At 65.8% G+C, this 22,358-nt stretch carries 22 protein-coding genes; 16 read left to right on the top strand and 6 right to left on the bottom strand.

What is annotated here, in order from left to right:
• Nucleotides 1–2 precede the first annotated feature (2 nt).
• The gene (gene serB, locus IB258_RS04160) at nucleotides 3–716 is read left to right on the top strand and encodes a phosphoserine phosphatase SerB (protein ID WP_119449672.1); all 714 of its coding nucleotides are present in this window, start codon (nucleotides 3–5) and stop codon (nucleotides 714–716) included.
• A gap of 9 nt (nucleotides 717–725) precedes the next feature.
• On the opposite strand, the gene fabV is transcribed toward serB, so the two are convergent.
• Nucleotides 726–1,916, bottom strand: a complete 1,191-nt coding sequence (gene fabV, locus IB258_RS04155) for an enoyl-ACP reductase FabV (RefSeq protein ID WP_119449673.1) — start codon at nucleotides 1,914–1,916, stop codon at nucleotides 726–728.
• A 97-nt stretch (nucleotides 1,917–2,013) separates the two neighbouring features.
• Nucleotides 2,014–2,973 (bottom strand): DMT family transporter, encoded by a 960-nt coding sequence (locus IB258_RS04150; RefSeq protein WP_054454020.1) that lies wholly within the window; start codon nucleotides 2,971–2,973, stop codon nucleotides 2,014–2,016.
• Between the two features lie 87 nt (nucleotides 2,974–3,060).
• Between IB258_RS04150 and IB258_RS04145 the strand changes: the two genes are divergently transcribed.
• The 13 genes from IB258_RS04145 (at nucleotide 3,061) to IB258_RS04085 (ending at nucleotide 16,403) form a co-directional block, all read left to right on the top strand.
• Nucleotides 3,061–3,966 (top strand): LysR family transcriptional regulator, encoded by a 906-nt coding sequence (locus IB258_RS04145; RefSeq protein WP_054454022.1) that lies wholly within the window; start codon nucleotides 3,061–3,063, stop codon nucleotides 3,964–3,966.
• Between the two features lie 421 nt (nucleotides 3,967–4,387).
• Complete coding sequence (locus tag IB258_RS04140; protein WP_054454026.1) at nucleotides 4,388–5,434, top strand: TRAP transporter substrate-binding protein; 1,047 nt, start codon at nucleotides 4,388–4,390, stop codon at nucleotides 5,432–5,434.
• 196 nt (nucleotides 5,435–5,630) lie between these two features.
• Nucleotides 5,631–6,251, top strand: a complete 621-nt coding sequence (locus IB258_RS04135; RefSeq protein ID WP_054454028.1) for a TRAP transporter small permease subunit — start codon at nucleotides 5,631–5,633, stop codon at nucleotides 6,249–6,251.
• Complete coding sequence (locus IB258_RS04130) at nucleotides 6,248–7,531, top strand: TRAP transporter large permease (protein ID WP_119449675.1); 1,284 nt, start codon at nucleotides 6,248–6,250, stop codon at nucleotides 7,529–7,531. The genes IB258_RS04135 and IB258_RS04130 overlap by 4 nt, the downstream gene beginning before the upstream one ends.
• A 74-nt stretch (nucleotides 7,532–7,605) precedes the next feature.
• Nucleotides 7,606–8,289 carry a DUF2848 domain-containing protein gene (locus IB258_RS04125; RefSeq protein ID WP_054454032.1) on the top strand — a complete coding sequence of 228 codons (684 nt, stop codon included), beginning with the start codon at nucleotides 7,606–7,608 and terminating at the stop codon, nucleotides 8,287–8,289.
• A gap of 83 nt (nucleotides 8,290–8,372) precedes the next feature.
• Complete coding sequence (locus IB258_RS04120) at nucleotides 8,373–9,722, top strand: amidase (RefSeq protein WP_054454034.1); 1,350 nt, start codon at nucleotides 8,373–8,375, stop codon at nucleotides 9,720–9,722.
• Nucleotides 9,723–9,801: 79 nt separating this feature from the next.
• On the top strand, nucleotides 9,802–10,707 hold the full coding sequence (locus IB258_RS04115; RefSeq protein WP_054454037.1) for a LysR family transcriptional regulator: 906 nt from the start codon (nucleotides 9,802–9,804) through the stop codon (nucleotides 10,705–10,707).
• A gap of 107 nt (nucleotides 10,708–10,814) precedes the next feature.
• The gene (locus IB258_RS04110; RefSeq protein ID WP_054454824.1) at nucleotides 10,815–11,621 is read left to right on the top strand and encodes a putative hydro-lyase; all 807 of its coding nucleotides are present in this window, start codon (nucleotides 10,815–10,817) and stop codon (nucleotides 11,619–11,621) included.
• A 228-nt stretch (nucleotides 11,622–11,849) separates the two neighbouring features.
• Nucleotides 11,850–13,097: an ABC transporter substrate-binding protein gene (locus IB258_RS04105; RefSeq protein ID WP_054454039.1), complete on the top strand. Its 1,248-nt coding sequence runs from the start codon at nucleotides 11,850–11,852 to the stop codon at nucleotides 13,095–13,097.
• Nucleotides 13,098–13,145: 48 nt separating this feature from the next.
• The gene (locus IB258_RS04100) at nucleotides 13,146–13,997 is read left to right on the top strand and encodes a branched-chain amino acid ABC transporter permease (protein ID WP_054454041.1); all 852 of its coding nucleotides are present in this window, start codon (nucleotides 13,146–13,148) and stop codon (nucleotides 13,995–13,997) included.
• A gap of 1 nt (nucleotide 13,998) precedes the next feature.
• Entirely contained in the window at nucleotides 13,999–14,988 is a 990-nt protein-coding gene (locus tag IB258_RS04095) for a branched-chain amino acid ABC transporter permease (protein WP_192352179.1), read from the top strand.
• On the top strand, nucleotides 14,969–15,691 hold the full coding sequence (locus IB258_RS04090) for an ABC transporter ATP-binding protein (protein ID WP_054454046.1): 723 nt from the start codon (nucleotides 14,969–14,971) through the stop codon (nucleotides 15,689–15,691). The genes IB258_RS04095 and IB258_RS04090 overlap by 20 nt, the downstream gene beginning before the upstream one ends.
• A 4-nt stretch (nucleotides 15,692–15,695) precedes the next feature.
• Nucleotides 15,696–16,403, top strand: a complete 708-nt coding sequence (locus tag IB258_RS04085) for an ABC transporter ATP-binding protein (protein ID WP_175160565.1) — start codon at nucleotides 15,696–15,698, stop codon at nucleotides 16,401–16,403.
• Nucleotides 16,404–16,460: 57 nt separating this feature from the next.
• Here IB258_RS04085 and IB258_RS04080 read toward each other — a convergent pair whose 3' ends face one another.
• The 4 genes from IB258_RS04080 to IB258_RS04065 form a co-directional block, all read right to left on the bottom strand.
• Nucleotides 16,461–17,531 (bottom strand): porin, encoded by a 1,071-nt coding sequence (locus IB258_RS04080; RefSeq protein WP_054454050.1) that lies wholly within the window; start codon nucleotides 17,529–17,531, stop codon nucleotides 16,461–16,463.
• A gap of 334 nt (nucleotides 17,532–17,865) precedes the next feature.
• Nucleotides 17,866–19,167, bottom strand: coding sequence for a TRAP transporter large permease (locus IB258_RS04075; RefSeq protein WP_119451596.1), 1,302 nt, complete (start codon nucleotides 19,165–19,167; stop codon nucleotides 17,866–17,868).
• Complete coding sequence (locus IB258_RS04070; protein WP_042793698.1) at nucleotides 19,160–19,660, bottom strand: TRAP transporter small permease; 501 nt, start codon at nucleotides 19,658–19,660, stop codon at nucleotides 19,160–19,162. The genes IB258_RS04075 and IB258_RS04070 overlap by 8 nt, the downstream gene beginning before the upstream one ends.
• A 7-nt stretch (nucleotides 19,661–19,667) precedes the next feature.
• Nucleotides 19,668–20,642, bottom strand: a complete 975-nt coding sequence (locus tag IB258_RS04065) for a TRAP transporter substrate-binding protein (protein ID WP_054454053.1) — start codon at nucleotides 20,640–20,642, stop codon at nucleotides 19,668–19,670.
• Nucleotides 20,643–20,913: 271 nt separating this feature from the next.
• Here IB258_RS04065 and nudC point away from each other — a divergent pair, with 271 nt between their 5' ends.
• Nucleotides 20,914–21,684 (top strand): NAD(+) diphosphatase, encoded by a 771-nt coding sequence (gene nudC / locus IB258_RS04060; RefSeq protein WP_192352178.1) that lies wholly within the window; start codon nucleotides 20,914–20,916, stop codon nucleotides 21,682–21,684.
• 139 nt (nucleotides 21,685–21,823) lie between these two features.
• Nucleotides 21,824–22,333 carry a winged helix DNA-binding protein gene (locus IB258_RS04055; RefSeq protein ID WP_175181011.1) on the top strand — a complete coding sequence of 170 codons (510 nt, stop codon included), beginning with the start codon at nucleotides 21,824–21,826 and terminating at the stop codon, nucleotides 22,331–22,333.
• Nucleotides 22,334–22,358: the final 25 nt, after the last annotated feature.

Here is a 22,358-nt window from a genome sequence, read left to right as displayed (position 1 = left end):
CCATGCATTCCGCCTCTACGACACCCGGCCTTTCCTGGCGCGGCATTACGCCTCCGCTTGCGCTCACGGACTACAAACTCATCGCCTTCGACATGGACTCGACGCTGATCTCGATCGAGACGCTGGACGAAATGGCGGACCTGATGGGCAAGAAGGCCGAGGTGGCGGCGCTGACGGAAGCCGCCATGCGCGGCGAGATCAAGGACTACAAGCAGAGCCTGCGCGAGCGCGTGGCGCTGCTGGCAGGCATGCCGGAAGCGGCGCTGGACGAGGTCTATGAACAGCGTGTGCGCATCAATCCGGGCGCGGAAACGCTGATCGCGGCGTGCAAGGCCGCGGGCCTGACCTGCCTGCTGGTGACTGGCGGCTTTACCTGCTTCACCGACCGGCTGCGGGTGCGACTGGGGCTGGACGACGTGCGCGCCAATGTGCTGGAAATCGTGGATGGACGCCTGACCGGCCGGCTGCTGCCGCAAGCCTGGGGCGACATCTGCGATGGCGAGGAAAAGCGCCGCAAGCTGCTGGAAGTGTGCGCGGCGCTGGGCGTGGGGCCGGAGCGCGCCATCGCCGTGGGCGACGGCGCCAACGACCTGCCGATGATGCGGGCGGCGGGCCTGTCGGTGGGCTACCGCGCCAAACCGGCCGTGCGCGAGGAGGTCAATGTCGCAATCGACGAAGGCGGCCTGGACCGCCTGCTGGAGCTGATGGCGCGCTAGCGCCGGGGCTCAAGCCAGCCCGCGGATTTCCACGGCCGGATCGGTGTCGGCTTCATAGTCGACGCCTTCGATTTCGAAGCCGAACAGGCGCAGGAAGTCCTGCTTGTAGCCCGCGAAGTCCGTCAGCTGGTAGATGTTGTCGTTGGTGACCTGGCCCCACAGCGCCTGCACGCGGGCCTGCACCTCGGGATCCAGTTCCTTGTAGTCGGCGCGCAGGCGTCCGTCCTGGTCCAGGATCGGCGTCTTGCCGCACAGGCTGTCGCGGTACAGGCCATAGACCTGTTCGATGCAGCCCTCGTGCGTGCCGGCCTCCTTCATGGTCTTGAACAGCAGCGACAGGTAGAGCGGCATCATGGGGATCGCCGAGCTGGCCTGCGTCACCACCGCCTTGAGCACCGACACGCGGGCGTCGCCGCCGCGCGCGGCCAGCTTGGCGCGGATCTCCAGCACCTTCTGGTCCAGATCCTTCTTGGCGGCGCCGATCGAGCCATTCCAGTAGATGTCGTGGGTGATCTTCTCGCCCAGGTAGGTGAAGGCCGTGGTGGTGGCGCCTTCGGCCAGCACGCCGGCTTCCAGCAGCGCGTCTATCCACATCTGCCAGTCTTCGCCGCCCATGACGGCGACAGTCGCGTCGATCTCGGCCTGGGTGGCGGGTTCCAGCACGGATTCCTTGACCACTTCGCGGTCGGTGTCCAGGCCGCGCAGGTTGACCGCCTGGCCGATGGGCTTGAGGGTCGAATTGAAGACTTCGCCGGTTTTCGGGTGCGTGCGGCGCGGCGCGGCCAGGCTGTAGATCACCTGATCGACCTGGCCCAGATCCTGTTTGATGAGGTCTATGGTCTTGCGCTTGATTTCGTCGGAGAAGGCGTCGCCGTTGACGCTCTTGGCATAGAGTCCGGCGGCGTGGGCCTGCTCGTGGAACTCCGCCGTGTTGTACCAGCCCGGCGTGCCGGCCTTGGCGGCGTCGCCCGGCCGCTCGAAGAACACGCCCAGCGTCTGCGCGCCACAGCCAAAGGCCGCGCTGATCCGCGCCGCCAGGCCATAGCCGGTCGATGCGCCCAGCACCAGTACGCGTTTCGGCCCGCCAGCTATCGGCCCCTGGGCGCGGACGTAGTCGATCTGGTTGCGGACGTTGGCGGCGCAGCCGGCCGGATGGGTGGTGACGCAGATGAAACCGCGCACGCGGGGCTTGATGATCATGGGAGCCTCGATTCGGGGAAATGCCTGGATCGCCCATGCGCGAAAGCGCAAAAAGCGACCCGCATTGTACGGGAGGCGGCGCCTGCGCGCTGCCGGCTCAGCGTGCGTCGGCCCCGGCCAGCGGCGCGGCCTGGGCGCGGCTGCGGCGCCATTCAATCAGGCCGATGCCGATGCCGCTGGCGCAGATGATGGCGATGCCCAGCCAGGTCAGCGGGTCCGGGAAGTGGCCCCAGACCAGCCAGCCGACCGAGGTGGCGCTGATGATCTGCAGGTAGACGAAGGGCGCCAGGGTGGAAGCGGGCGCGCGGCGGTAGGCGGCGATCTGGAACAGATGGCCCAGGCCGCCGGTGATGCCGGTGGAGATCAGCACAACCCAGTCCAGCGGCGCCAGCGCCTTGAGCACGGGCAGGGCAGGCGGCAGGATGAAGGGCAGGGACAGGGTCAGGCAAAGCGTGCCGACGGCGCCGCTCCAGATCAGCGAGGTAAACGGGTCGTCGCCCGCCACGCGCCGCGTGGCGATGAACTGCACGGCGAAGCAACAGGCCGTGAGCAGGCCGAACACCGTGCCCACCGGATCCAGGCCGCCGCCGGGGCGGATCACGATGATCACGCCGATGAAGGCGATGCCGGCGGCCACGAAGCGCGACAGGCGGGCGGGTTCCTTGAGGACCCAGGGCGCGGCGGACAGCACCAGCAGCGGCGCCAGGAAGTTGATGGCGGTGGCCTCGGCCTGCGGGATGTAGCTCAGCGTGGTGAAGAACATCAGCGTGGCCAGGAACATCGAGCCGCCGCGCAGGATCTGTTCGCGCGGCTTCTTGCTGCGAAAAACGCCCAGGCCGCGCGCGGGCAGCACCAGGGCCAGCACCAGCGCCAGGTGCACGGCATAGCGGAACCACGACAGCACCAGCAGCGGCACGCCCGCATTCATGACCCACTTGCCGCTGGCATCCAGGCACGACAGCGTCCACATCGACAGCACCAGCAACAGCACCCCCATCATCGGGCCGCTGGAAGCGGGCGCTGCGCGGCGCGTGCGACCGTCATCGGCCGGGGTCATCGACAAACTCCTTTGTTGGCTGAAACGCCGGTTTGCAGGTACCGGGCGGCTGCCATGATACGCTCATCGCGCCGGGGGAACAGGCTCATGATAGAACTACGCAACATCGAAACTTTTTTTTGGGTGGCCACGCTGGGCAGTTTTCGCGCCGCGTCGGAGAAACTCAACACCACCCAGCCTGCGGTATCGCAGCGCATCGCCTCGCTGGAGGCCGACCTGGGCGTGCTCCTGTTCGAGCGCGAGGCGCGCGGCGTGAAGCTGACCGCCAAGGGGCATGAACTGCTGTCGCATGCCGAACGCATGCTGCAGGTGCGGCGCGACATGTTCGAAGCCGCGCGCGAGCAAAACGTCATGAGCGGCACCGTGCGCATCGGCGTGGCCGAGACCATCGTGCAGACCTGGCTGCCCACGCTGATCGAGCTGATCCATTCGAACTATCCGGCGCTGGTGCTGGAAATAGAGGTGGACACGACGCATGTGCTGCGCTCGCACCTGATGTCGCGCCAGATCGATCTGGCCTTCCTGATGGGGCCGGTGCTCGAGGCGCGTGTGGAAAACCTGCCCCTATGCACCTATCCGCTGGCTTGGGTCGCCAGCCCCCTGTTGGATCTGGGGCCGGAGCCGCTGACATTGGAGCGGATAGGCAAGCTGCCCATCATCACCTATCCCTCCAACAGCGCGCCTTACCGCGTGGTGCGCGACATGCTGACTCGCGCCGGCGTGACGTCGCCGCGCATGTACGGCAGTGCGTCGATGTCGATGGTGGTGCGGATGACGCAGGACGCCATCGGCACCAGCGTCATCGCGCCGGTGTTCCTGGGCAAGGAGCTGGCGCGCGGCGAATTGCGCATCCTGCGCGTGGAGGCGGATCCTTTGCCGGAACTGAGCTTCACGGCTACCTGGGTGCAGGGGCCGGATAGTCACGCGGTACGGGTCATCGCGCAGATGGCGCAGAAGGTGGCCGAGCAGGCTGCGGACGGGATTCCGCTCTAGGTGTTTACCCCAGCAGGGGCTGCGCCGCCGGCCGTAGCGGCCGTGCGCCGCGGCCACGTTGCGACGCGCCCAACTGCCCGCCAAGCCGCGCCACCGCGTCGTTTGCGCGAAACGCGGGGCGCTTGCCGCACGAGACCAAAGAAAAATTTATACCCCCGTATCGCAACATACGATTGGACGCTCCGCGCCCCTGACGCTGCAATGGCGCCACATCAATAACGATCGCCTGGATGCATAGAGCGGGGGAAAGCATGAACCAGCGTATGTCCCATTCCCGGAACCGGGCGGCAAGCCATGCCGCGCAGGCGCGACGCGCGCCGCTGCGCGGCTGATCTCCAGACTCTTCGATTGCCACCGCGCGCCGCCAGGATAACGGGATCCGGCGCGCGGCATACCATCCCGCCAGCCAGGAGTTTTGTCCATGAAGAAGTCGCTAGTTTTCGCCGCCGTCGCCGCCAGCCTGTTGGCCGGCGCCGTCCAGGCCCAGGACCTCCCCAAGACCCAGTTGAAAGTCGTGGGCGGCCTGAGCAACCTGACCGCCTACAACGATTACGAAAAGCCGTTCTGGACCAAGACCATCCCCGAGCTGTCCAAGGGCCAGGTCACGGCCGACATCAAGGGCTTCAACGAAATGGGCTTGAAGGGCCCCGAATTGCTGCGCCTGATGTCGCAGGGCGTGGTCGAATTCGGCACCGCCACCCTGGCGTACTTCGCCAGTGACAATCCCATCAACGAAGCGATCGACCTGGCCGGCCTGGCGCCCGACGTCAAGACCGCGCGCGCCGTCACCGACGCGTTCGAGCCGGTCTACGCCAAGCTGTATGGCGAGGGCAGCAACGTCAAGCTGCTGGGCATTTCCACCTATCCCGCGCAGGTGCTGTTCTGCAACGCCGAAATCAAGGGCCTGGCCGACATCAAGGGCAAGAAGGTCCGCACCAGCAGCCGTACCACCGCCGAGTTCGTCGAAGCGCTGGGCGGCTCCAGCGTGACCATGGCCTTCGGCGAAGTGGTGCCGGCGCTGCAGAACAAGGTGGTGGATTGCGCCATCACGGGTTCGCTGTCCGGCTATTCGGCGAAGTGGTACGAAGTGTCGACCCACCTGGTCGCGCTGCCGATCAACTGGAACCAGCAGATCCACGCCGTGAACCAGAAGGCCTGGGACAAGCTGGACCCCAACGTGCGCACTTTCCTGCAGACCAATGTGAAGACGCTGGTCGACAACATCTGGGACGCCGCCGCGCGCCAGACGCAGGAAGGCTATGACTGCAACACGGGCGCTGCCGCTTGCCCGTTCCCGGTCAAGGGCAAGATGGTCCTGGTCCAGCCCTCGGATGCTGACCGCGCGCTGCTGAAGAAGGTCACCGAAGAAGCCGTGCTGCCGAAGTGGGCCGCGCGCTGCTCGGCCCAGTGCGTGAAGGACTTCAACGCCACCATCGGCAAGACGCTGGGCGTGGTGGCGAAGAAGTAGTCTCCCCCCCGAAGCGCTACCGCGCTTCCCCCCCAGGGGGGCATGCCTGCGGACCGGCGGAGCCGGATCCGCGGCATCCCGATCGGGGGAGGGGGGCGATGGATCGGGAGAGCTGGCTCCGTGGGGCGTCCCGATAGGGCGGTTCCCGACATAGCTGGGGCGGCGATGTGTGCCTGGCCCTGCAAAGGTTTTACTCATGACTCAATCTGAACACTTCCGCCTGCTGGGCGGGCTATTGCGGCGCGCCGAGAGCTTTTCGCGCTTGGCCGTGTGGGCCGGCGGCGCGCTGACGGTGGCCAGCGTGCTGCTGATCTCGTTCGATGTGCTGGCCCGCAAGTTCCTGGGCTTCACGACCGGCGGCGCGGACGAGCTGTCCAGTTATGCCTTCGCCATCAGCACGTCCTGGGCGCTGGCGTTCGCCACGTTGCAGCGCGCCAATGTGCGCGTGGACGTGGTCTACCAGTACATGCCGGTGCGCGTTGCGGCCGTGCTGGACTGGATTTCCATGGTGGCCCTGGCGGTCTTCATGGTGTACCTGACTTACTACGCGTCGGAGGTGGTGCAGACCTCCTGGGCGCAGAAATCCGCGGCCAATACGCCGCTGGCCACGCCGTTGTGGATTCCGCAGGGCCTGTGGCTGCTCGGCCTGGGCTGGATGTGCATCACCGTCGCGCTGATGCTGGCGCGCGCTTCCGCCGCGCTGGTCACGGGCGACATCGAACTGGTCAGGAGCATTTGCGGCGTGCGTTCGGCGCAGGAAGAAGCCGACGAGGAAGCCGCCGCCGGCGAGCGCATGGTGAAGGGAGAGGCCGCATGATTTCCACCGCATTGATACTGCTTCTGGTGCTGATCGGCCTGTCCATTCCGGTGGGCGCGGCGCTGGGCGTGCTGGGCCTGATCCTGGACCCGCTGTTCTCCATGCTGCCGCTTACGCGCGCCATCGGCGAAGTTTCCTGGAGCACCAACAACGAATTCCTGCTGGTGGCGATCCCGCTGTTCATCATGCTGGGCGAGGTGCTGCTGCGTGCGGGCTTCGCCGAACGCATGTATGGCGCGATGAGCCTGTGGCTGTCGTGGCTGCCGGGCGGACTGATGCACGCCAACATCGGCGCGTCGACGCTGTTCTCGGCCACCTCGGGCTCCAGCGTGGCGACTGCCGCGACGGTCGGCACCGTGGCGATCCCGCAGATCCGCAAGTACGGCTACAACGAGCCGCTGTTCCTGGGCAGCCTGGCCGCCGGCGGCACGCTGGGCATCCTGATCCCGCCTTCGATCAACCTGGTCATCTATGGCGTGCTGACGAACTCCTCGGTGCCCAAGCTCTACCTGGCCGGCATCATCCCGGGTTTTGCGATGGCCGCGCTGTTCATGCTGACGGTGGTCATCGCCTGCGTCGCCAAGCCGTCCTGGGGCGGCAAGAAGATCCAGGCGAGCTGGGGCCAGCGCTTTGCCAGCCTGGTGCATCTGGCGCCGCCCATGGGGATCTTCTTCCTGGTGGTGGGTTCCATCTACGCCGGCCTGGCCACGCCGACCGAGGCGGCCGCGCTGGGCGTGCTGGGCGCGTTCATCCTGGCGGCCTGGTTCCGCCGTCTGTCGTGGTCGATGCTGCGCGAGGTCATGGAAGGCACCATGCGCTCCACGGCCATGATCATGCTGATCGTGGTGGCGGCCAGCTTCCTGAACTTCGTCATGTCCGCGACCGGGCTGACCGATGCGCTGACCAAGTCGATCACGGGCCTGGGCCTGTCGCCCGGCTGGATGCTGCTGATCGTGGTGATTTTCTACCTGGTGCTGGGCTGCTTCATGGAAACGCTGTCCATGATGATCACGACCATCCCCATCGTGGCGCCCATCATGATCGGCCTGGGTTTCGACCCCATCTGGCTGGGCATCGTCATCATCATCCTGGTCGAAGCCGCCTTGATCACGCCGCCCGTGGGCCTGAACCTGTTCGTGGTGCAGAGCCTGCGCAAGAGCGGTTCCATGAGCGCGGTCATCATGGGCAGCCTGCCGTTCGTGGCCGCCATGTTCGTGATGCTGGCGTTGCTGGCCTTCTGGCCGGACGTGGCGCTATGGCTGCCGCGCGTGTTCGGCTGACCTTCATTCCCTAGACATTCCGGGGCGCGGCGAGCCGCCGCGTCCTTCACCCCCTTATTCTCAGCAGGACAGATATGAAAGCCGTATTCCAGATCGAAGACTCGCAACCCCGCCAGGTGGAAGTGGAGTTCAACACCCTGATCGTCGCCGGCTGGGCCGGACGCGACATGGCCGCGATCGAGCACCACATCGAAGAACTCGCCGCTATCGGCGTGCCGCGCCCCAGCAGCGTGCCGCTGTACTACCGCATCGCCGACAACCAGCTGACCCAGAAGGAAACCGTGCAGGCGCTGGGCGAAGATTCGTCGGGAGAAGTCGAGACCTTCGTGTTCTCCGTGGACGGCGAAATGTACGTCAGCATCGCGTCCGACCATACCGACCGCAAGCTGGAAACCTACAGCGTGGCGATGTCCAAGCAGGTCTGCGTCAAGCCCGTGGCCACGAGCGCCTGGCGTCTGGCCGACGTGGCGGACTACTGGGACGAGCTCATCATCCGTTCCTACATCGTCGAGAACGGCGTGGAAGTGCTGTACCAGGAAGGCCCGCTGGCGTCGCTGCGCACGCCGCAGGACCTGATCGCAGGCTATACCGGCGGCGCCACGGTGCTGCCGGCCGGCGCGGGCATGACCTGCGGCACGGTGGGCGCGATCGGCGGCATCCGCGCCGCGGCCGACTTCACCATGGAGTTGCACGATCCGCGGCGCCAGCGCAGCCTGCGCCACCGCTATCATGTCGAGACGCTCCCCGTGGTGGCCTGATTCAGGCCCCAGGCGCTGATCGCGAGGCGCGCCCGCTGGCGCGCCCGTTTGCACTCAAGCCGCAAGACGGCACTAGGATGACTATGGTTCCGACTTTGAATGATCTGACCCAGGCCCTGCAAGAGGGCCGCAGCACCTCCGTGGAACTGACGCAGGCGGCGCTGGCCCGCGCGCAGGACGAAGCGGGCGAGGGCGCCCGCGCGTTCACCCGCCTGTACGCCGAATCGGCATTGGCGCAGGCGCAAGCCTCCGACACGCTGCGCGCCGCCGGCATCGTCCGCTCCGCGATCGAGGGCCTGCCCATCAGCATCAAGGATCTCTTCGACGTCGAAGGCGAAACGACGATGGCGGGCTCGGTGGCCCGCGAGGGCGAACCGGCGGCCGACGCCGACGCCGAAGTCGTGCGCCGCCTGATCGCCGCAGGCGCGGTCATCATCGGCCGCACCAACATGACCGAATTTGCCTATTCGGGCCTGGGCATCAATCCCCATTACGGCACGCCCCTGAACCCCTACGACCGCGCCACCGGCCGCATCCCGGGCGGCTCGTCCTCGGGCGCCGCGGTGTCGGTTGCCGACGGCATGTCGGCCGCGGCCATCGGCTCGGACACCGGCGGTTCCGTGCGCATTCCAGCCGCGCTGTGCGGCCTGACGGGCTTCAAGCCCAGCGCCTGGCGCGTGTCCATGGAAGGCGTGCTGCCGCTGTCGGCCAACCTGGACTCCATCGGCCCGATCGCCGCCAGCGTGCGTTGCTGCGCCGAGCTGGACGCGATCCTGTCCGGGGACGGCGGCCCGGTGCCGGAAGCGGCCGTGCTGCACGGCCTGCGCCTGGCCATCCCGACCACGCTGGCGCTGGACGCCATGGACAAGCATGTCGCCGACAGCTTTGCAGTCGCCGTCAGCCGCCTGAAGGCCGCCGGCGCCCTGGTCGAAGAGATTGCGATTCCGGAATTCGCCGAACTGGCCGCCATCAACGCCAAGGGCGGCTTCACCGCCGCCGAGGCCTGGGCCTGGCACCGCGACTTGATCGCCCGCGCCGGCAAGCGCTATGACCCGCGCGTGGTGTCGCGCATCATGCGTGGCAAGGACATGAGCGCGGCCGACTACCTGGACCTGCTGGATGCGCGGGAAGCCTGGGTCGCGGCAGTGGACCGGCGCATCGCCGGCTACGACGCCCTGATCATGCCGACCACGCCCATCGTGGCGCCGGCGGTGGCCGACCTGCAGGCCTCGGACGAGGCCTACTACGCCGCCAATGGCCTGATCCTGCGCAATCCGACGCTGATCAATTTCCTGGATGGCTGCGCGCTGTCGCTGCCTTGCCATGCCGCAGGCACGGCGCCGGTGGGCCTGATGATCGCGGGCAGCAACGGCGCCGACCGCCGCATCCTGAGCATCGGCCTGGCGGTGGAAGCGATCTACGCCGGCCAGTGACGCGCAGCGGGGGCGGGCGGCAGCCGCCGGGCCCGCCCCGGGCGCTAAGATGGCGGCTGCATAGCCGGATGCCGCCGCCATGATCGATCTGCGCAATATCGAAACGTTCTTCTGGGTCGCCACCCTGGGCGGTTTCCGGGCGGCCGCCGAAAAGCTGAACGCCACCCAGCCCGCCATTTCCCAGCGCATCGCGTCGCTGGAATCCGATCTGGGCGTGCGCCTGTTCGACCGCGATGCGCGCGGTATCAAGCTGACGGGCAAGGGACGCGAACTGCTGTCGCACGCCGAGCGCATGTTGCAGATGCGGCGCGACATGCAGGAGGCCGCGCGCGCCAAGAGCATCATGAGCGGCATGTTGCGGCTGGGGGTATCGGAAACCATCGTCCATACCTGGCTGCCGACCCTGATGGAGTATCTGCACGACGTCTATCCGGCGCTGATGGTCGAGATCCAGGTGGATACGACCACCGTGCTGAAGACGCAGCTCGCCTCGCGCCAGATCGACTTGGCGTTCCTGCTCGGGCCGATGGAAGAGCCGCGCATCGAAAACCTGTATCTCTGCAACTACCCGCTGAGCTGGGTGGCCAGTCCCAAGCTCAAGGTGGGGCGCCAGCCCATCCCCTTGAAGCGGCTGGCCGAATGGCCCGTCATCACGTATCCGTCCACCACCGACCCGCACCGCGCCGTGCGCCAGTTGTTGCAGCAGGCCGGCGTGGAGGCGCCGCGCATGTACGGCAGTTCGGCGCTCAGCGTCATCGTGCGGATGGCGCAGGACGGCATCGGCACCGCGGTCATCGCGCCCGTCATCCTGCACAAGGAGCTGGCGCAAGGCGAATTGCGCATCCTGGACGTGAAGGCGCCGGCCTTGCCGCCGCTGCACTACACCGCCTGCTGGATGCAGGGGCCGGACAGCCAGATTCCGCGCGCGGTGGCCGAAGCAGCGCAGCAGATTGCGCGCGAAGAGGCGCTGCGCCATCCGGCATAACCCTGATAAGTAATTTTGATCGGGGTCTATCGCAACTTGTGATTGGACGCTGCTGCGCGGTTCCTGTGCAATGTCCCCATACTTGAATCGTCATTGAAGGGATGGACATGCATACGAACCCTGCCGCGCGCACTAGCGTGGAATTGGCCCGCCAGGCGCGCCTGGATGCGCGCAGCGGCAAGCTCACCGGCCCCACCGCCAACCTGGCGCCCGGCCATGTACAGGCCAACCTGGCGATCCTGCCGCGCGCGCTGGCGGCGGATTTCCTGCATTTCTGTCAACGCAATCCCAAGCCCTGTCCCTTGCTCGCCATGTCCGAACCGGGCGATCCCGCTGTGCCGGAACTGGGCCAGGACATCGACATCCGTAGCGACATCCCGCGTTATCGCGTCTGGCAGAACGGCGAGCTGGTGGCCGAGCCCACCGACGTGCGCGACCTGTGGCGCGACGATCTGGTGTCGTTCCTGATCGGCTGCTCGTTCTCCTTCGAGGAAGCGATGCTGGACAACGGCCTGCCCGTGCGCCACATCGAGCAGGGCTGCAACGTGCCCATGTACCGCACCAGCATCCCGACCCATGCCGCGGGCGTGTTCGGCGGCCCCTTGGTCGTATCCATGCGTCCCCTGAAGGCCGCGGACGCCATCCGCGCCATCCAGGTCACTTCGCGTTTTCCCTCGGTCCACGGCGCGCCGGTGCATATCGGCGACCCCGCGTTGATCGGGATTGCCGACGTCAACCGCCCGGACTATGGTGATCCGGTGGAGATACGCGAAGGCGAGATGCCTGTGTTCTGGGCCTGCGGCGTGACGCCGCAGTCGGTGGTCGCAGCCGTGCGGCCGGAGTTCTGCATTACCCACGCGCCGGGCCACATGCTGGTCACGGACCTCATCAATAGCCGGATGGCGGTGTTCTGACCGCCTGCGATCCGCTTTCTCAGCAGCGCGTAAGCGGGTAGCGGTTAGAAGTCGTACTCGCGCTGCAATACCAGTTGTGCCACCAAAACGATCCATTAAAGGACAAGGGGAAATGGCGACAACCGCTTTGAATCTGGGGCCTTCCAGCTTGCCGGACGGTCTCCTGCCGCCGCGAACGCGGCCATGCATTGCTTTCATACCCAGCCGGTCCAATCCAGGAGTCCAGTTATGAAGATGAAGCTCATCGCGGGTGTCGCCGCGAGCCTGGCGCTGATGTGCGCCGTTCCCGCGCAGGCGCAACAGGCCGTGCGCATCGGCGCGATCTATCCGCTATCGGGCGCCTTGGCGTCAACGGGGTCTGAAATCAAGGCGGCCGTCGAACTGGCGGTCGAAATCATCAACAATCCGCATCCCGAACTGGAAGGCATACCGTTGGCCGCGGGCAGCGGGCTGCCGGCGCTGGGAGGCGCCAAGATCGAAGTGGTGTTCGGCGATTCCCAGGGCAAGCCCGAAGTGGGCCTGGCTGATGCCCAACGCCTGATAGACCAGGAAAAGGTCGTGGCCCTGACCGGCGCCTACCAGTCCGCCGTGACCAAGACCGCCAGCCGCATCGCCGAGCAGCGCGGCATTCCCTATGTAAACGGCGAATCCAGCAGCCCGGACCTGACCGAGCGCGGCTACAAGTGGTTCTTCCGCACCTCGCCCAATGACGATACCTTCGTCGAGAACATGATGCAGTTCCTGGACGGCGTGAAGGCCGTGCCGACCGCCAAGATCGCCGTGGTGTACGAGAACACCGACTTCGGCGTGAACACCTACAAGGCGGTCGAAAAGTTCGCCAAGCAGTACAAGCGCCAACTGGTCGCCAACATCGCCTATAGCGCGGGCTCGGCCTCGGTGACGGCGGAAGTGCAGAAACTCGCCGCCGCCAAGCCGGATGTGGCGATCTTCGCCAGCTATACCTCGGACGCCATGCTGTTCGTGCGCACCATGCGCGAAAGCAAGTACGCGCCGCCGGTGCTGCTGGCCAACGACGCGGGCTTCATCGATTCGCGCTTCGTGCAGGAAGTGGGGCCGCAGGTCCAGGGCGTGCTGACGCGCGACGTCTGGGGCAATGACGTGGCCGCATCCAAGGCCGGGCTGAAGAAGATCAACGACATGTACAAGGCCAAGACGGGCAAGGATCTGAACGGCAACAACGCGCGTTCGATGCAAGGGGTGCTGGTGCTGGCCGACGCGATCAACCGGGCCGGCTCGACGGACCCCGAGGCGATCCGCAAGGCGCTGGCCGCCACCGATCTGGGCGAGGCGCAGGTCGCGATGCCCTGGGCCGGCGTGCAGTTCGACGCCAAGGGCCAGAACACCAAGGGTTCGGGCCTGATCCTGGAGCTCAAGGGCGCCGCCTACCAGACCGTATGGCCGGAAAAATACCGTACGGACAAGAACCTGCCCACGCTGCCGTTCACCTGGAAGTAAACATAGTCTGACGCGGCGGGCCGCGGGGCCCGCCGCGAGGAGCACTCCATGTTCGAAGCTCTCTCGGCAGGCCTGTTCAACGGCCTGATCTATGCCGCGGTGGCGGTGGGGCTGGCGCTGATATGGGGCATCACCGACGTCATCAACTTCGCCCATGGCGAGTTCCTGATGCTGGGCATGTATGCCGCCTATTGGCTCTACACGCTGGGCCACATCGATCCCACGCTGTCGGCGCCGCTGGTGGCGGTCCTGCTCGCCTTCGTCGGCTTCCTGACCTATGCGCTCATCATCCGCCGCCTGCAAAAGGGGCCGGCGATGGCGGTCATCCTGGCCACCTTCGGTCTCGGGCTGGTGCTGCGCCAGATCGCCTTCATCGCCTTCAGTCCCGACTACCGCAGCCTGCCGGACACGCTGGTGTCGGGCAGCGTCACGGTTGCCGGCATCTCGCTGGGCAGGCCCCAGGTGGTCACGGGCCTGATCGCGCTGGTAGTGGTGGTGGCGTTGTTCATCCTGGTGTACCGCACGCGCTGGGGCCATGCCTTGCAGGCCGTGGCGGAAGACCGCCAGGTGGCGGCGCTGGTGGGCATTTCGCCGGACCGGGTCAACGCCCAGGTCTGGATGCTGGGCAGCGCGGCGGTGGGGCTGGCTGGCGCCTTGCTGACCACCTTCTTCTATGTGTTTCCTTCGGTGGGCACCGTGTTCGGCCTGCTGGCTTTCGTGGCCGTGTGCATGGGCGGCTTCGGCTCGCTGCCGGGCGCCTTCATCGCGGGCATCCTGATCGGGATCATCGAAGCCATGACGGGTTACTTCGTCGCGCCGGCCTTGAAGACGGTGAGCGTCTTCATCCTGTTCATCCTGGTTCTCTGGTATCGGCCGCGCGGCCTGTTCGGGCGGTGGTGAGATGAACAAGACAGACAACATCGATACCCCGTCCGCCGGCGTGCCCAAATGGCCGGTCCTGGCCGCGGCCGTGGCCGCCATCCTGATGGCCCTGGTGCCGCTGGTGGTAAAGGACGCCTTCACCCTGCAGGTGCTGCTGCTGGCAATCATGTTCGGCGCGCTGGGCGCGTGCTGGAACCTCGTGGGCGGCTTCCTTGGGCGGATCTCCTTCGGGCACAGTGTGTTCGTGGGGGTAGGGGGCTACACCACCTTGCTGCTCCTGCACCATCTGAAGCTCACGCCGCTCTTGGGCATCCCGCTGGGCGGGGTGATCAGCGCCGCGCTGGCCTGGCTGGTGGGCGGACCTACGCTGCGGCTGTCCGGCCACTACTTCGCCATGGCCACCATCGCGCTGCTGCAGATCGGCCTGCTGCTGATGATCAACTGGGAATGGGCGGGCGGCGCGGTCGGCCTGGAGGCGCCCATCGGCGACGCCGCCTGGATGCTGCTGTTCCGCAGCAAGGTGCCGTACTACTGGATCGCGGTGGGCCTGGCCTTCCTGACCTTCTGCGCCACGTTCTTCCTGGTGCATTCCAAGACCGGCTTCTATTGGCGCGCCATCAACGGCGACGAGGCGGCCTCGCGCAGCCTGGGCGTGCCTGCGGACCGCTACAAGATGCTGGCTTTCGTGATGTCGGCGGGCATGACGGGCGTATGGGGCGGCTTCTTCGCCATGTACGTGGGCTTCATCGATCCGGAATCCATGTTCAACCTGACGATGTCGGTGCAGGTCGTACTGGTGACCATCCTGGGCGGGGTCGGCACGTTGATCGGCCCGTGGCTGGGCGCGGCGGTGCTGCTGCCGCTATCCGAGGGCACGCGCGTGCTGTGGGGCAGTTCGGGCATGGGCCTGGACCTGCTGGTTTTCGGCCTGGCTATTTTGTTGGTCACCATGTTCCTGCCGGGCGGGCTGGTCACACTGAGGAGGCGCCGTGGCTCTGCTGGACGTTAAGAACCTGACCAAGCAATTCGGCGGTCTGGTCGCGAACAAGGACATCTCGTTGTCGGTCGAGGCGGGCGAGATCGTCGCCATCATCGGCCCGAACGGGGCGGGCAAGAGCACCTTGTTCAACGGCCTGGTGGGACATCACGAGCCCACCTCAGGCTCGGTGACCTTCGACGGCCAGTCGATGATAGGCCGGCGGCCCGAACAGGTGGCCGCCATGGGCCTGGTGCGCACTTATCAGATCCCGCGCAGCTTCGGACAGATGACGGTGTTGGAAAACGCCATGGTCGGCGCGCTGTTGCGCCATCCGCGCCTGCAGGACGCGCGCCGCGAATCGGCCCGTGTGCTGGAACTGGTGGGCCTGGCCGAGCGCGCCGACGTGAGGGCGTCCGAACTCAATGTGGCGGGACAGAAGCGGGTCGAACTGGCCCGGGCGCTGGCCACCGAGCCGCGCATGCTGCTGCTGGACGAAGTGGCGGGCGGCCTGAATCCGGCCGAGGCCATCGCCCTGTCCGAGATCCTGCGGGGCATCCACGCGTCGGGCGTTACGCTCATCATCGTGGAGCATGTGCTGGAGGTGGTCATGCGGCTGGCGCAGAGGGTGCTGGTGCTGAACTTTGGCCAGATGATCGCCGAGGGCGCGCCGCAGGAAATCGTGCGCGACCCGGCTGTGATCGAAGCCTATCTGGGGAGAAAGCACCGTGCCTGATGCGATGCTGAAAGTGGAAGACCTGAGCGTGGCCTACGGCGGCGTGCAGGCGGTGCGCGGCTTGTCGCTGGAGGTCAGGCCGGGCGAAATCGCTGCGCTGCTGGGCGCCAACGGCGCGGGCAAATCCAGCACCCTGATGGCGATCGTCGGGTCGGTCAGGCCCAAGGGCGGCCGGGTAATTTTCGAAGGCCGGGACATCACTGGCACCCCGCCGGACAGGCTGGTGACCCAGGGCATTTCCATGATCCCCGAAGGCGCCCGCGTCTTCGCGCGCCAACCCGTGGAACAGAACCTGCGCCTGGGCGCCTATACGGTGCGCGATGAGCGCGTGTACGGGGAACGCCTGGAGCGGGTCTATGCCTTGTTCCCGCGCCTGAAGGAGCGTCGCACGCAACTGGCCGGAACCATGTCGGGCGGCGAGCGGCAGATGCTGGCTATTGGCCGCGCGTTGATGAGCGGGCCGCGCCTGCTCCTGATCGACGAGCCCAGCCTGGGCCTGTCGCCCCTGCTGGTGGAACAGGTATTCGACGCGTTGGCCGCCTTGAACCGCGACGACGGCCTGTCGGTCTTGCTGGTGGAGCAGAACATGGCCCAGGCGCTGGAAGTCGCGGCGCGCGCCTACGTGATGCAGAGCGGCAGGGTGGCGCTGTCGGGCGAAGCGGCGGAACTGGCAGCCTCGGACGAGGTGCGCAAGGCGTATCTGGGGATGTGAGGATGGGGGCGTGACGAAACCGCGCCGGACGCACATGGCATCCGGCGCGGACTGCCATCAGAAGATGTGGCGGAAGCCCACTGCGGCGCCGAGCTGGCTGGTCTTGCCGGCGATTTCGCCGCTGGCGGCATCGTTGACCTTGTTCCAGTCGACGGTGCCGTAGATCTGCGAGCGCTTGGACAGCGAGTACTCGGCCACGGCGACCAGCGCGTAGCGCTTGCCCTTGTCGCCATCTTCGACCACGTTCTTGCTCTGGTCGTAGTAGGCGGCGCCGGTGATGGCCCAGCGCGGCGTGGCCTGCCAGGTGACGCCGGCGAAGTAGCCGTTGTCCTTGCGATTCAGGCCGGGCGCCTGTTCGCCGCCCATGACGGCGTTGACCCAGCCGGTTTCGTCGCGGCCGTTGTAGTAGCCGGCGAAGACCTTGGCGGCTTCGAACTGGTAGGAGGCGTTCAGGTTCCAGACGCGCTGGCGCAGATCGGAATCCGTGCCGTCGTAGGTCTGCTGATAGGCAGCGCCCAGGCCCAGCTTGCCGACCGTGTAGCGCAGGCTGGCGCCGTACTGCTGGCCGGCCTTGTGGTCGTTGTAGTCGTCGCCGTTGGCCCAGGACAGCACGAAAGCCAGGTCTCCGATGGTGTTGGAGTACTTGGTCATGTTGTTGGTGCGCACGCGCGACATGGCGGCGGGCAGCCAGGCGTTCTGGTCGTAATTGCCCACGGTCAGCGGGTCGAAGTAGTCAGCCAGCAGGTCGAACATCGGGGTGTTCTGCAAACCCAGGGTCAGCGCGCCGATGTTGCCGCCGTCCAGGCCGATGTAGGCCAGGCGGCTGAACGTCTTGGACGGATCCGAGCCGCGGCCGTTCTGCATGTTGAAGCCGTTTTCCAGGCGGAAGAAGGCGCGGTTGCCGTCGCCCAGGTCTTCGGAGCCGCGCAGGCCCCAACGGCTGTTGGAGATGGCGCCGTTCTCCATCGACACGCGGCTGCCGTCTTGGCCGACGCTGCCGGCGCTGGTGCTCAGGTAGCGGATGCTGACGTCGGCGATGCCGTACAGGGTGACGCTGGTTTCGGCTTGGGCCGCGCCGGCGGCCAGGCCCAGGCTTGCAAGGGCGAGGGATAGGGTAATGCGTTTCATGCTGGGGGCTCCTCCTGGGTAGCGCTATTTTTTAGTGGCGCCGGGCTTTTGGCCTGGCTGTTTACGCCTGGCGGATCGTCAGGCGCTGGGCCGTCGCACCGACGCTTACGGTAAGCGCGGGTCCGGGCGAAGGCCGCATATGCACATATACGCTGTAATGTTGCAACGTAGCAGCGCCTGGGAATTCTAGAAAAACTGGGGCACGAACAACACCTGTTGTTTTTTGGAGTTTTCCCTGGTTTACAGGACGGCAAAACAGGGGGAGCGGGTAGGGCGCCAGCCCTGGCGAAAAAAAACCCCGTTTTAGAAACGGGGTTTTCAGTGTGACGTCGTCCTACAGCGTCATGTGCAGCGGCAGCCATGTCGCTATGCCAGGCACGGCATAGAGCAGCAGCACGGCCAGGATCATCAGGAAGAACATAGGCAGCGAGGCGCGCGCGATGTAGGGCAGCTCTTTGCCGCTCATGCCGGAAAGCACGAACAGGTTGAACCCGACCGGCGGCGTGATCTGTGCCATTTCTACAACGAACACGATGAAGATGCCGAACCAGATCAGGTCGATGCCGGCGGCCTGCACCGTGGGCAGCAGCACGCCCATGGTCAGCACGACGATGGAGATGCCGTCCAGGAAGCAGCCCAGGACGATGAAGAACACCATCAAGGCCATGATCAGCCCGAACTGCGACAGGCCCAGGCCTCCGATCCATTCGGCCAGCGCGCGCGGCAGGCCGATATAGCCCATGGCCAGCGTCAGGAACTGCGCGCCCGCCAGGATCAGCGCAATCATGCAGTACAGCCGGGTGGCGCCCAGCAGCGACTGCATGAAGGTGGAGCGGTTCAGCGATCCCTGCAGCGCCGAGAGGATCAGCGCGCCCACCACGCCGACGGCCGCCGCTTCCGTGGCGGTGGCGATGCCGGTATAGATGGAGCCCAGCACTGCGCCGATCAGGAGCATCACGGGGATCAGATGGCGCGAGCGCGACAGCTTCTCCAGCAACGTCAGGCCGGGGTCGGCCGCGGGAACCTGGCCGGGATTGCGGATCGCCCACCAGGCGATGTAGCCCATGAACAGCAAGGCCAGCAAGATACCCGGCACGATGCCCGCGATGAACAGCTTGGCGATGGACACGTCCGCCGCCACGCCGTACACGATCATGATGATGGAAGGCGGGATCAGCAGGCCCAGCGTGCCGGCGCCCGACAGCGTGCCCAGGATCTTGTCCTCGGGGTAGCCGCGGCGCGTCAGTTCCGGGATGGTCATCTTGCCGACCGTGGCGCAGGTCGCCGCGGACGAGCCCGAGACCGCCGCGAAGATGGCGCAGCCGATCACGTTGGTGTGCAGCAGCCGCCCGGGCAGGCGGTTGAGCCAGGGGGCGAGCCCTTTGAACAGATCTTCGGACAGCCGCGTGCGGAACAGGATTTCGCCCATCCACAGGAAAAGCGGCAGGGCGGTCAGCGTCCAGCTGGAGGACGCGCCCCAGATGGTAACGGCCATGGCATCGCCCGCGGGCCGGCTGGAAAAGATCTCCATGCCGATCCAGGCGGTGCCCGCCAGGGTCAGGCCGACCCAGACTCCGCAGCCCAGCAGCGCGAAGATCGAGACGACCAATAGGGTTATGACGAGTAGTTCATTCATGGGTTTGCTGCGAAGTGGCGGCGGCCAGGCCGCGTGAGCGTCGGATCAGCTCGTCGATCAGGGCGACCAGGAACAGCACCGTGCCCACGGCCATGCTGAGCTGGGGGATCCAGAGCGGCGTGGCGTCGTTGGACGTGGAGATGTCGTTGAACTGCCAGGAGTCGTAGGTCAGCTTGATGCTGAAGAACGCGAAGGCGGACGCCAGCAGGCAGCCGACCGCCAGGGCGAAGATATCCAGCTTGCGACCCGCGGCGGGCTTGAGCGAATTGAGCAGCAGCGTCACGCGGATGTGTTCGCCGTGCTTGAACGTACTGGCAAGGGCGAGAAACCCGGCGGCGGCCATGAAATACCCGGCATAGGCGTCCGTGCCGGGTATGTTCATGCTGAGCTGGCGCGCGATGATCGCGGCCAGCACCGACACCAGGACGCCGATCGTGCACAGGCCGGCCAGCAGGCCGGCCGCGCCGTAAAGACCATCTAGAAAGCGGCGCATGGAAATATCACTGCTTCTTGTAGGCGTCGATCATGGCCTGGCCGTCGGCGCCAGCCTTCTTCAGCCAGTCGTCCAGCATGCGCTTGCCGATCACGGACAGGCCTTCCTTCAGCTCAACCGTGGGCTGGATGGTTTCCATGCCGTTCTTGGCCAGTTCCGCCTGATACCACTTGTTCTTTTCCTGCGACAGCTTCCAGCCGCGTTCCTCGGCTTGCGCGCCAGCCTTCTTCAAGGCGGCTTGGGCCGCGGGGTCGAGCGCGTCGAACGCCTTCTTGTTGACGATGATGGCGTTCTTCGGCAGCCAGGCCTGGGTGTCGTAGAACTTCTTGATGTACTCGTAGGTCTTGGTGTCGTAGCCGGTCGACGCCGAGGACATGTAAGAATCGATCACCCCGGTGGCCATGGCCTGGGCCAATTCAGCCTGCTGCACCGTGACAGGCTGCGCGCCGACCAGTTCGGCGATCTTGGCCGTCACCGGGCTGTAGGCGCGCCACTTCAGGCCTTTCATGTCGCTGATCTGCTTGATGTCCTTGTTGGCGAAGATGCCCTGGGGCGGCCAGGCCACCGCGTACAGCAGCGTCATGCCGTGCGCGTTCAGCTTCTTTTCGAGGAAGGGCTTCTGCGCCTGGTAGAGCTTGAACGACGCGTCATAGCCGGTGGCCAGGAAGGGCAGGCCGTCCAGTTCGTAGATCGGGTCTTCGTTCGCAAAGTTGGTCAGCAGGATCTCGCCGATCTGCGCCTGGTTGCCTTGCACGGCGCGCTTGATCTCGGGCGCCTTGTACAGCGAGGCGTTGTTGTGCAGCGTGATCTTCAGCTTGCCCTCGGACAGCGTGTCTACGTCCTTGACGAAGGTGGTCAGGTTCTCGACGTGGAAGTTGCTGGCCGGGTAGGCCGTGGGCAGATCCCATTTGGTTTGGGCCTGTGCGCCTGCGCTGAACGCCAGGACGATGCTGCCGGCGAGCAGGGAGATTTTCTTGTGCATGGGTGGGTCCTTCTTTGCGAATGGTGAAGCCGGGTTGTGCCCGATAGGCATTGCGAAAAAGAGAGCGCCGCGGCGATGACGCGCAGCTGAAAAGCCGTGCCATTCTATGTTGCTATGCGGCGGCGGGGCGCGCGAAATCGCGTCTTTACGGGTTATTCCTAACAGGCGTGCGCACTGCCGATCATTGAGGGTTCAATCTTTGCGCAAACGCATTGCGGCAGCCGTTTTTCTTCTAACATTGCGCTATCGAAAGCGTGATGCCGAGGCATGTGTGAACTTCGTTTTTCGTCGTGATGAGTTGTTGGTGGAAGAGACTTCGGCCGTCCTGCCGGACACTGCATTGTGTGTACGGATAGGCGTGGCGGCCACGGCCCTGCAGCCGATCTGGACGCTGCCCGGTTCGCCGTACCGCACCGTGCACGTGGATCCGGGCGTGGAGCCGCCGCAAGGCTATGCGTTCAGGAAGCTGCGTTCGCTCTTTGGCGTACTGGATGACGAGCGCATGGCGCTGGCCGGACGCGCCTACCAGATCGCCGAATGGGCGCGCACGCACCGGTTCTGCGGCGTCTGCGGTACGCTGGCGGAGCGGGTGCCCACCGAATTCTGTCTGCGTTGCCCGTCCTGCGGCTTTTCGGCCTATCCGCGCATTTCGCCCGCCATGATGGTGCTGATCCGCAAGGGCGACAGCATCCTGCTGGCACGCCATACCACCACCGCGACCTCGCGCTATACCGCGCTGGCCGGCTTCGTCGAACCCGGCGAAAGCATCGAGCAGACCATCCACCGCGAGGTCCACGAGGAAGTCGGCCTGAAGGTCGGCAACCTGCAGTATTTCGGCAGCCAGTCCTGGCCGTTCCCGCATTCGCTCATGGTCGCGTTCACAGCGGACTACGTGTCCGGCGACATACGCGTGCAGGAAGACGAGATCGCCGATGCGCGCTGGTTCGGTCCCGGCGACCCCATGCCCGATATCGCGCCGCGGATTTCCATCGCGGGGTGGTTGATCCGGGCGAACCTGCCCATGGGCTGGTCGGCGCCTTAAGACGGCCTGTTTCGGCTGTAGTCCTGTAGGGGTATTCCCTTGAAAGAGGGGATTTCCGGCGTCTTGTTCGTATTTTTTATTGATGAAATATAGATAAATTATTAGTATTTCGTTCAGATAAACTCGGCTTGCGTCTTCCATGCCCCCCACTTTGATTGCATCGTCGGCCCATTTGGCCGGCGGCAGCGCGCCCGACCTTTCCGAAGTGGAATTCGGTCTGATGATCGCCAGCCACGCCTTCGACCGCTGGACCGTGCGCTGCATGGCGGCGGCCGGGCTGCCCGACCTGACGCCCACCGACGTGATGGTCTTTCATCATGTCTATCACCGCGAGCGCCCCAAGAAGCTGGCCGACATCTGCTTCACGCTGAATGTCGAGGACACGCACATCGTCAGCTACGCGCTGAAGAAACTCGACCGCCTGGGCGTGGTCAAGGGCGAACGCAGCAGCAAGGAAGTGTTCTACAGCGTGACCCCGGAAGGCGCGGCCATACTCAAGCGCTATGCCGAGGTCCGCGAGCAATGCCTGACCGCCGGCCTGGACGCGCCGGGCGGGGGCGGGCTGGACTTCAGCCGCCAGCTGGCGCATACGCTGCGCGCGTTGTCCGGCCTGTACGACCAGGCGGCCCGCGCGGCGACCTCTCTCTGATTCCGTTTACCCGTGCGCGGCCGCA

The organism is Achromobacter sp. ACM02, from assembly GCF_014851605.1.
Taxonomy (GTDB): domain Bacteria; phylum Pseudomonadota; class Gammaproteobacteria; order Burkholderiales; family Burkholderiaceae_B; genus Achromobacter; species Achromobacter aegrifaciens.
The sequence above is the reverse complement of the archived record's forward strand: the minus strand, read 5'-3'. Positions and strand labels throughout refer to the sequence as shown.

Excerpts from the sequence above, each read along its gene's own strand:
- serB (WP_119449672.1), top strand. The coding sequence starts at position 3 with ATGCATTCCGCCTCTACGACACCCGGCCTTTCCTGGCGCGGCATTACG.
- fabV (WP_119449673.1), bottom strand. The coding sequence starts at position 1,916 with ATGATCATCAAGCCCCGCGTGCGCGGTTTCATCTGCGTCACCACCCAT.
- IB258_RS04150 (WP_054454020.1), bottom strand. The coding sequence starts at position 2,973 with ATGACCCCGGCCGATGACGGTCGCACGCGCCGCGCAGCGCCCGCTTCC.
- IB258_RS04145 (WP_054454022.1), top strand. The coding sequence starts at position 3,061 with ATGATAGAACTACGCAACATCGAAACTTTTTTTTGGGTGGCCACGCTG.
- IB258_RS04140 (WP_054454026.1), top strand. The coding sequence starts at position 4,388 with ATGAAGAAGTCGCTAGTTTTCGCCGCCGTCGCCGCCAGCCTGTTGGCC.
- IB258_RS04135 (WP_054454028.1), top strand. The coding sequence starts at position 5,631 with ATGACTCAATCTGAACACTTCCGCCTGCTGGGCGGGCTATTGCGGCGC.
- IB258_RS04130 (WP_119449675.1), top strand. The coding sequence starts at position 6,248 with ATGATTTCCACCGCATTGATACTGCTTCTGGTGCTGATCGGCCTGTCC.
- IB258_RS04125 (WP_054454032.1), top strand. The coding sequence starts at position 7,606 with ATGAAAGCCGTATTCCAGATCGAAGACTCGCAACCCCGCCAGGTGGAA.
- IB258_RS04120 (WP_054454034.1), top strand. The coding sequence starts at position 8,373 with ATGGTTCCGACTTTGAATGATCTGACCCAGGCCCTGCAAGAGGGCCGC.
- IB258_RS04115 (WP_054454037.1), top strand. The coding sequence starts at position 9,802 with ATGATCGATCTGCGCAATATCGAAACGTTCTTCTGGGTCGCCACCCTG.
- IB258_RS04110 (WP_054454824.1), top strand. The coding sequence starts at position 10,815 with ATGCATACGAACCCTGCCGCGCGCACTAGCGTGGAATTGGCCCGCCAG.
- IB258_RS04105 (WP_054454039.1), top strand. The coding sequence starts at position 11,850 with ATGAAGATGAAGCTCATCGCGGGTGTCGCCGCGAGCCTGGCGCTGATG.
- IB258_RS04100 (WP_054454041.1), top strand. The coding sequence starts at position 13,146 with ATGTTCGAAGCTCTCTCGGCAGGCCTGTTCAACGGCCTGATCTATGCC.
- IB258_RS04095 (WP_192352179.1), top strand. The coding sequence starts at position 13,999 with ATGAACAAGACAGACAACATCGATACCCCGTCCGCCGGCGTGCCCAAA.
- IB258_RS04085 (WP_175160565.1), top strand. The coding sequence starts at position 15,696 with ATGCTGAAAGTGGAAGACCTGAGCGTGGCCTACGGCGGCGTGCAGGCG.
- IB258_RS04080 (WP_054454050.1), bottom strand. The coding sequence starts at position 17,531 with ATGAAACGCATTACCCTATCCCTCGCCCTTGCAAGCCTGGGCCTGGCC.
- IB258_RS04075 (WP_119451596.1), bottom strand. The coding sequence starts at position 19,167 with ATGAATGAACTACTCGTCATAACCCTATTGGTCGTCTCGATCTTCGCG.
- IB258_RS04070 (WP_042793698.1), bottom strand. The coding sequence starts at position 19,660 with ATGCGCCGCTTTCTAGATGGTCTTTACGGCGCGGCCGGCCTGCTGGCC.
- IB258_RS04065 (WP_054454053.1), bottom strand. The coding sequence starts at position 20,642 with ATGCACAAGAAAATCTCCCTGCTCGCCGGCAGCATCGTCCTGGCGTTC.
- IB258_RS04055 (WP_175181011.1), top strand. The coding sequence starts at position 21,824 with ATGCCCCCCACTTTGATTGCATCGTCGGCCCATTTGGCCGGCGGCAGC.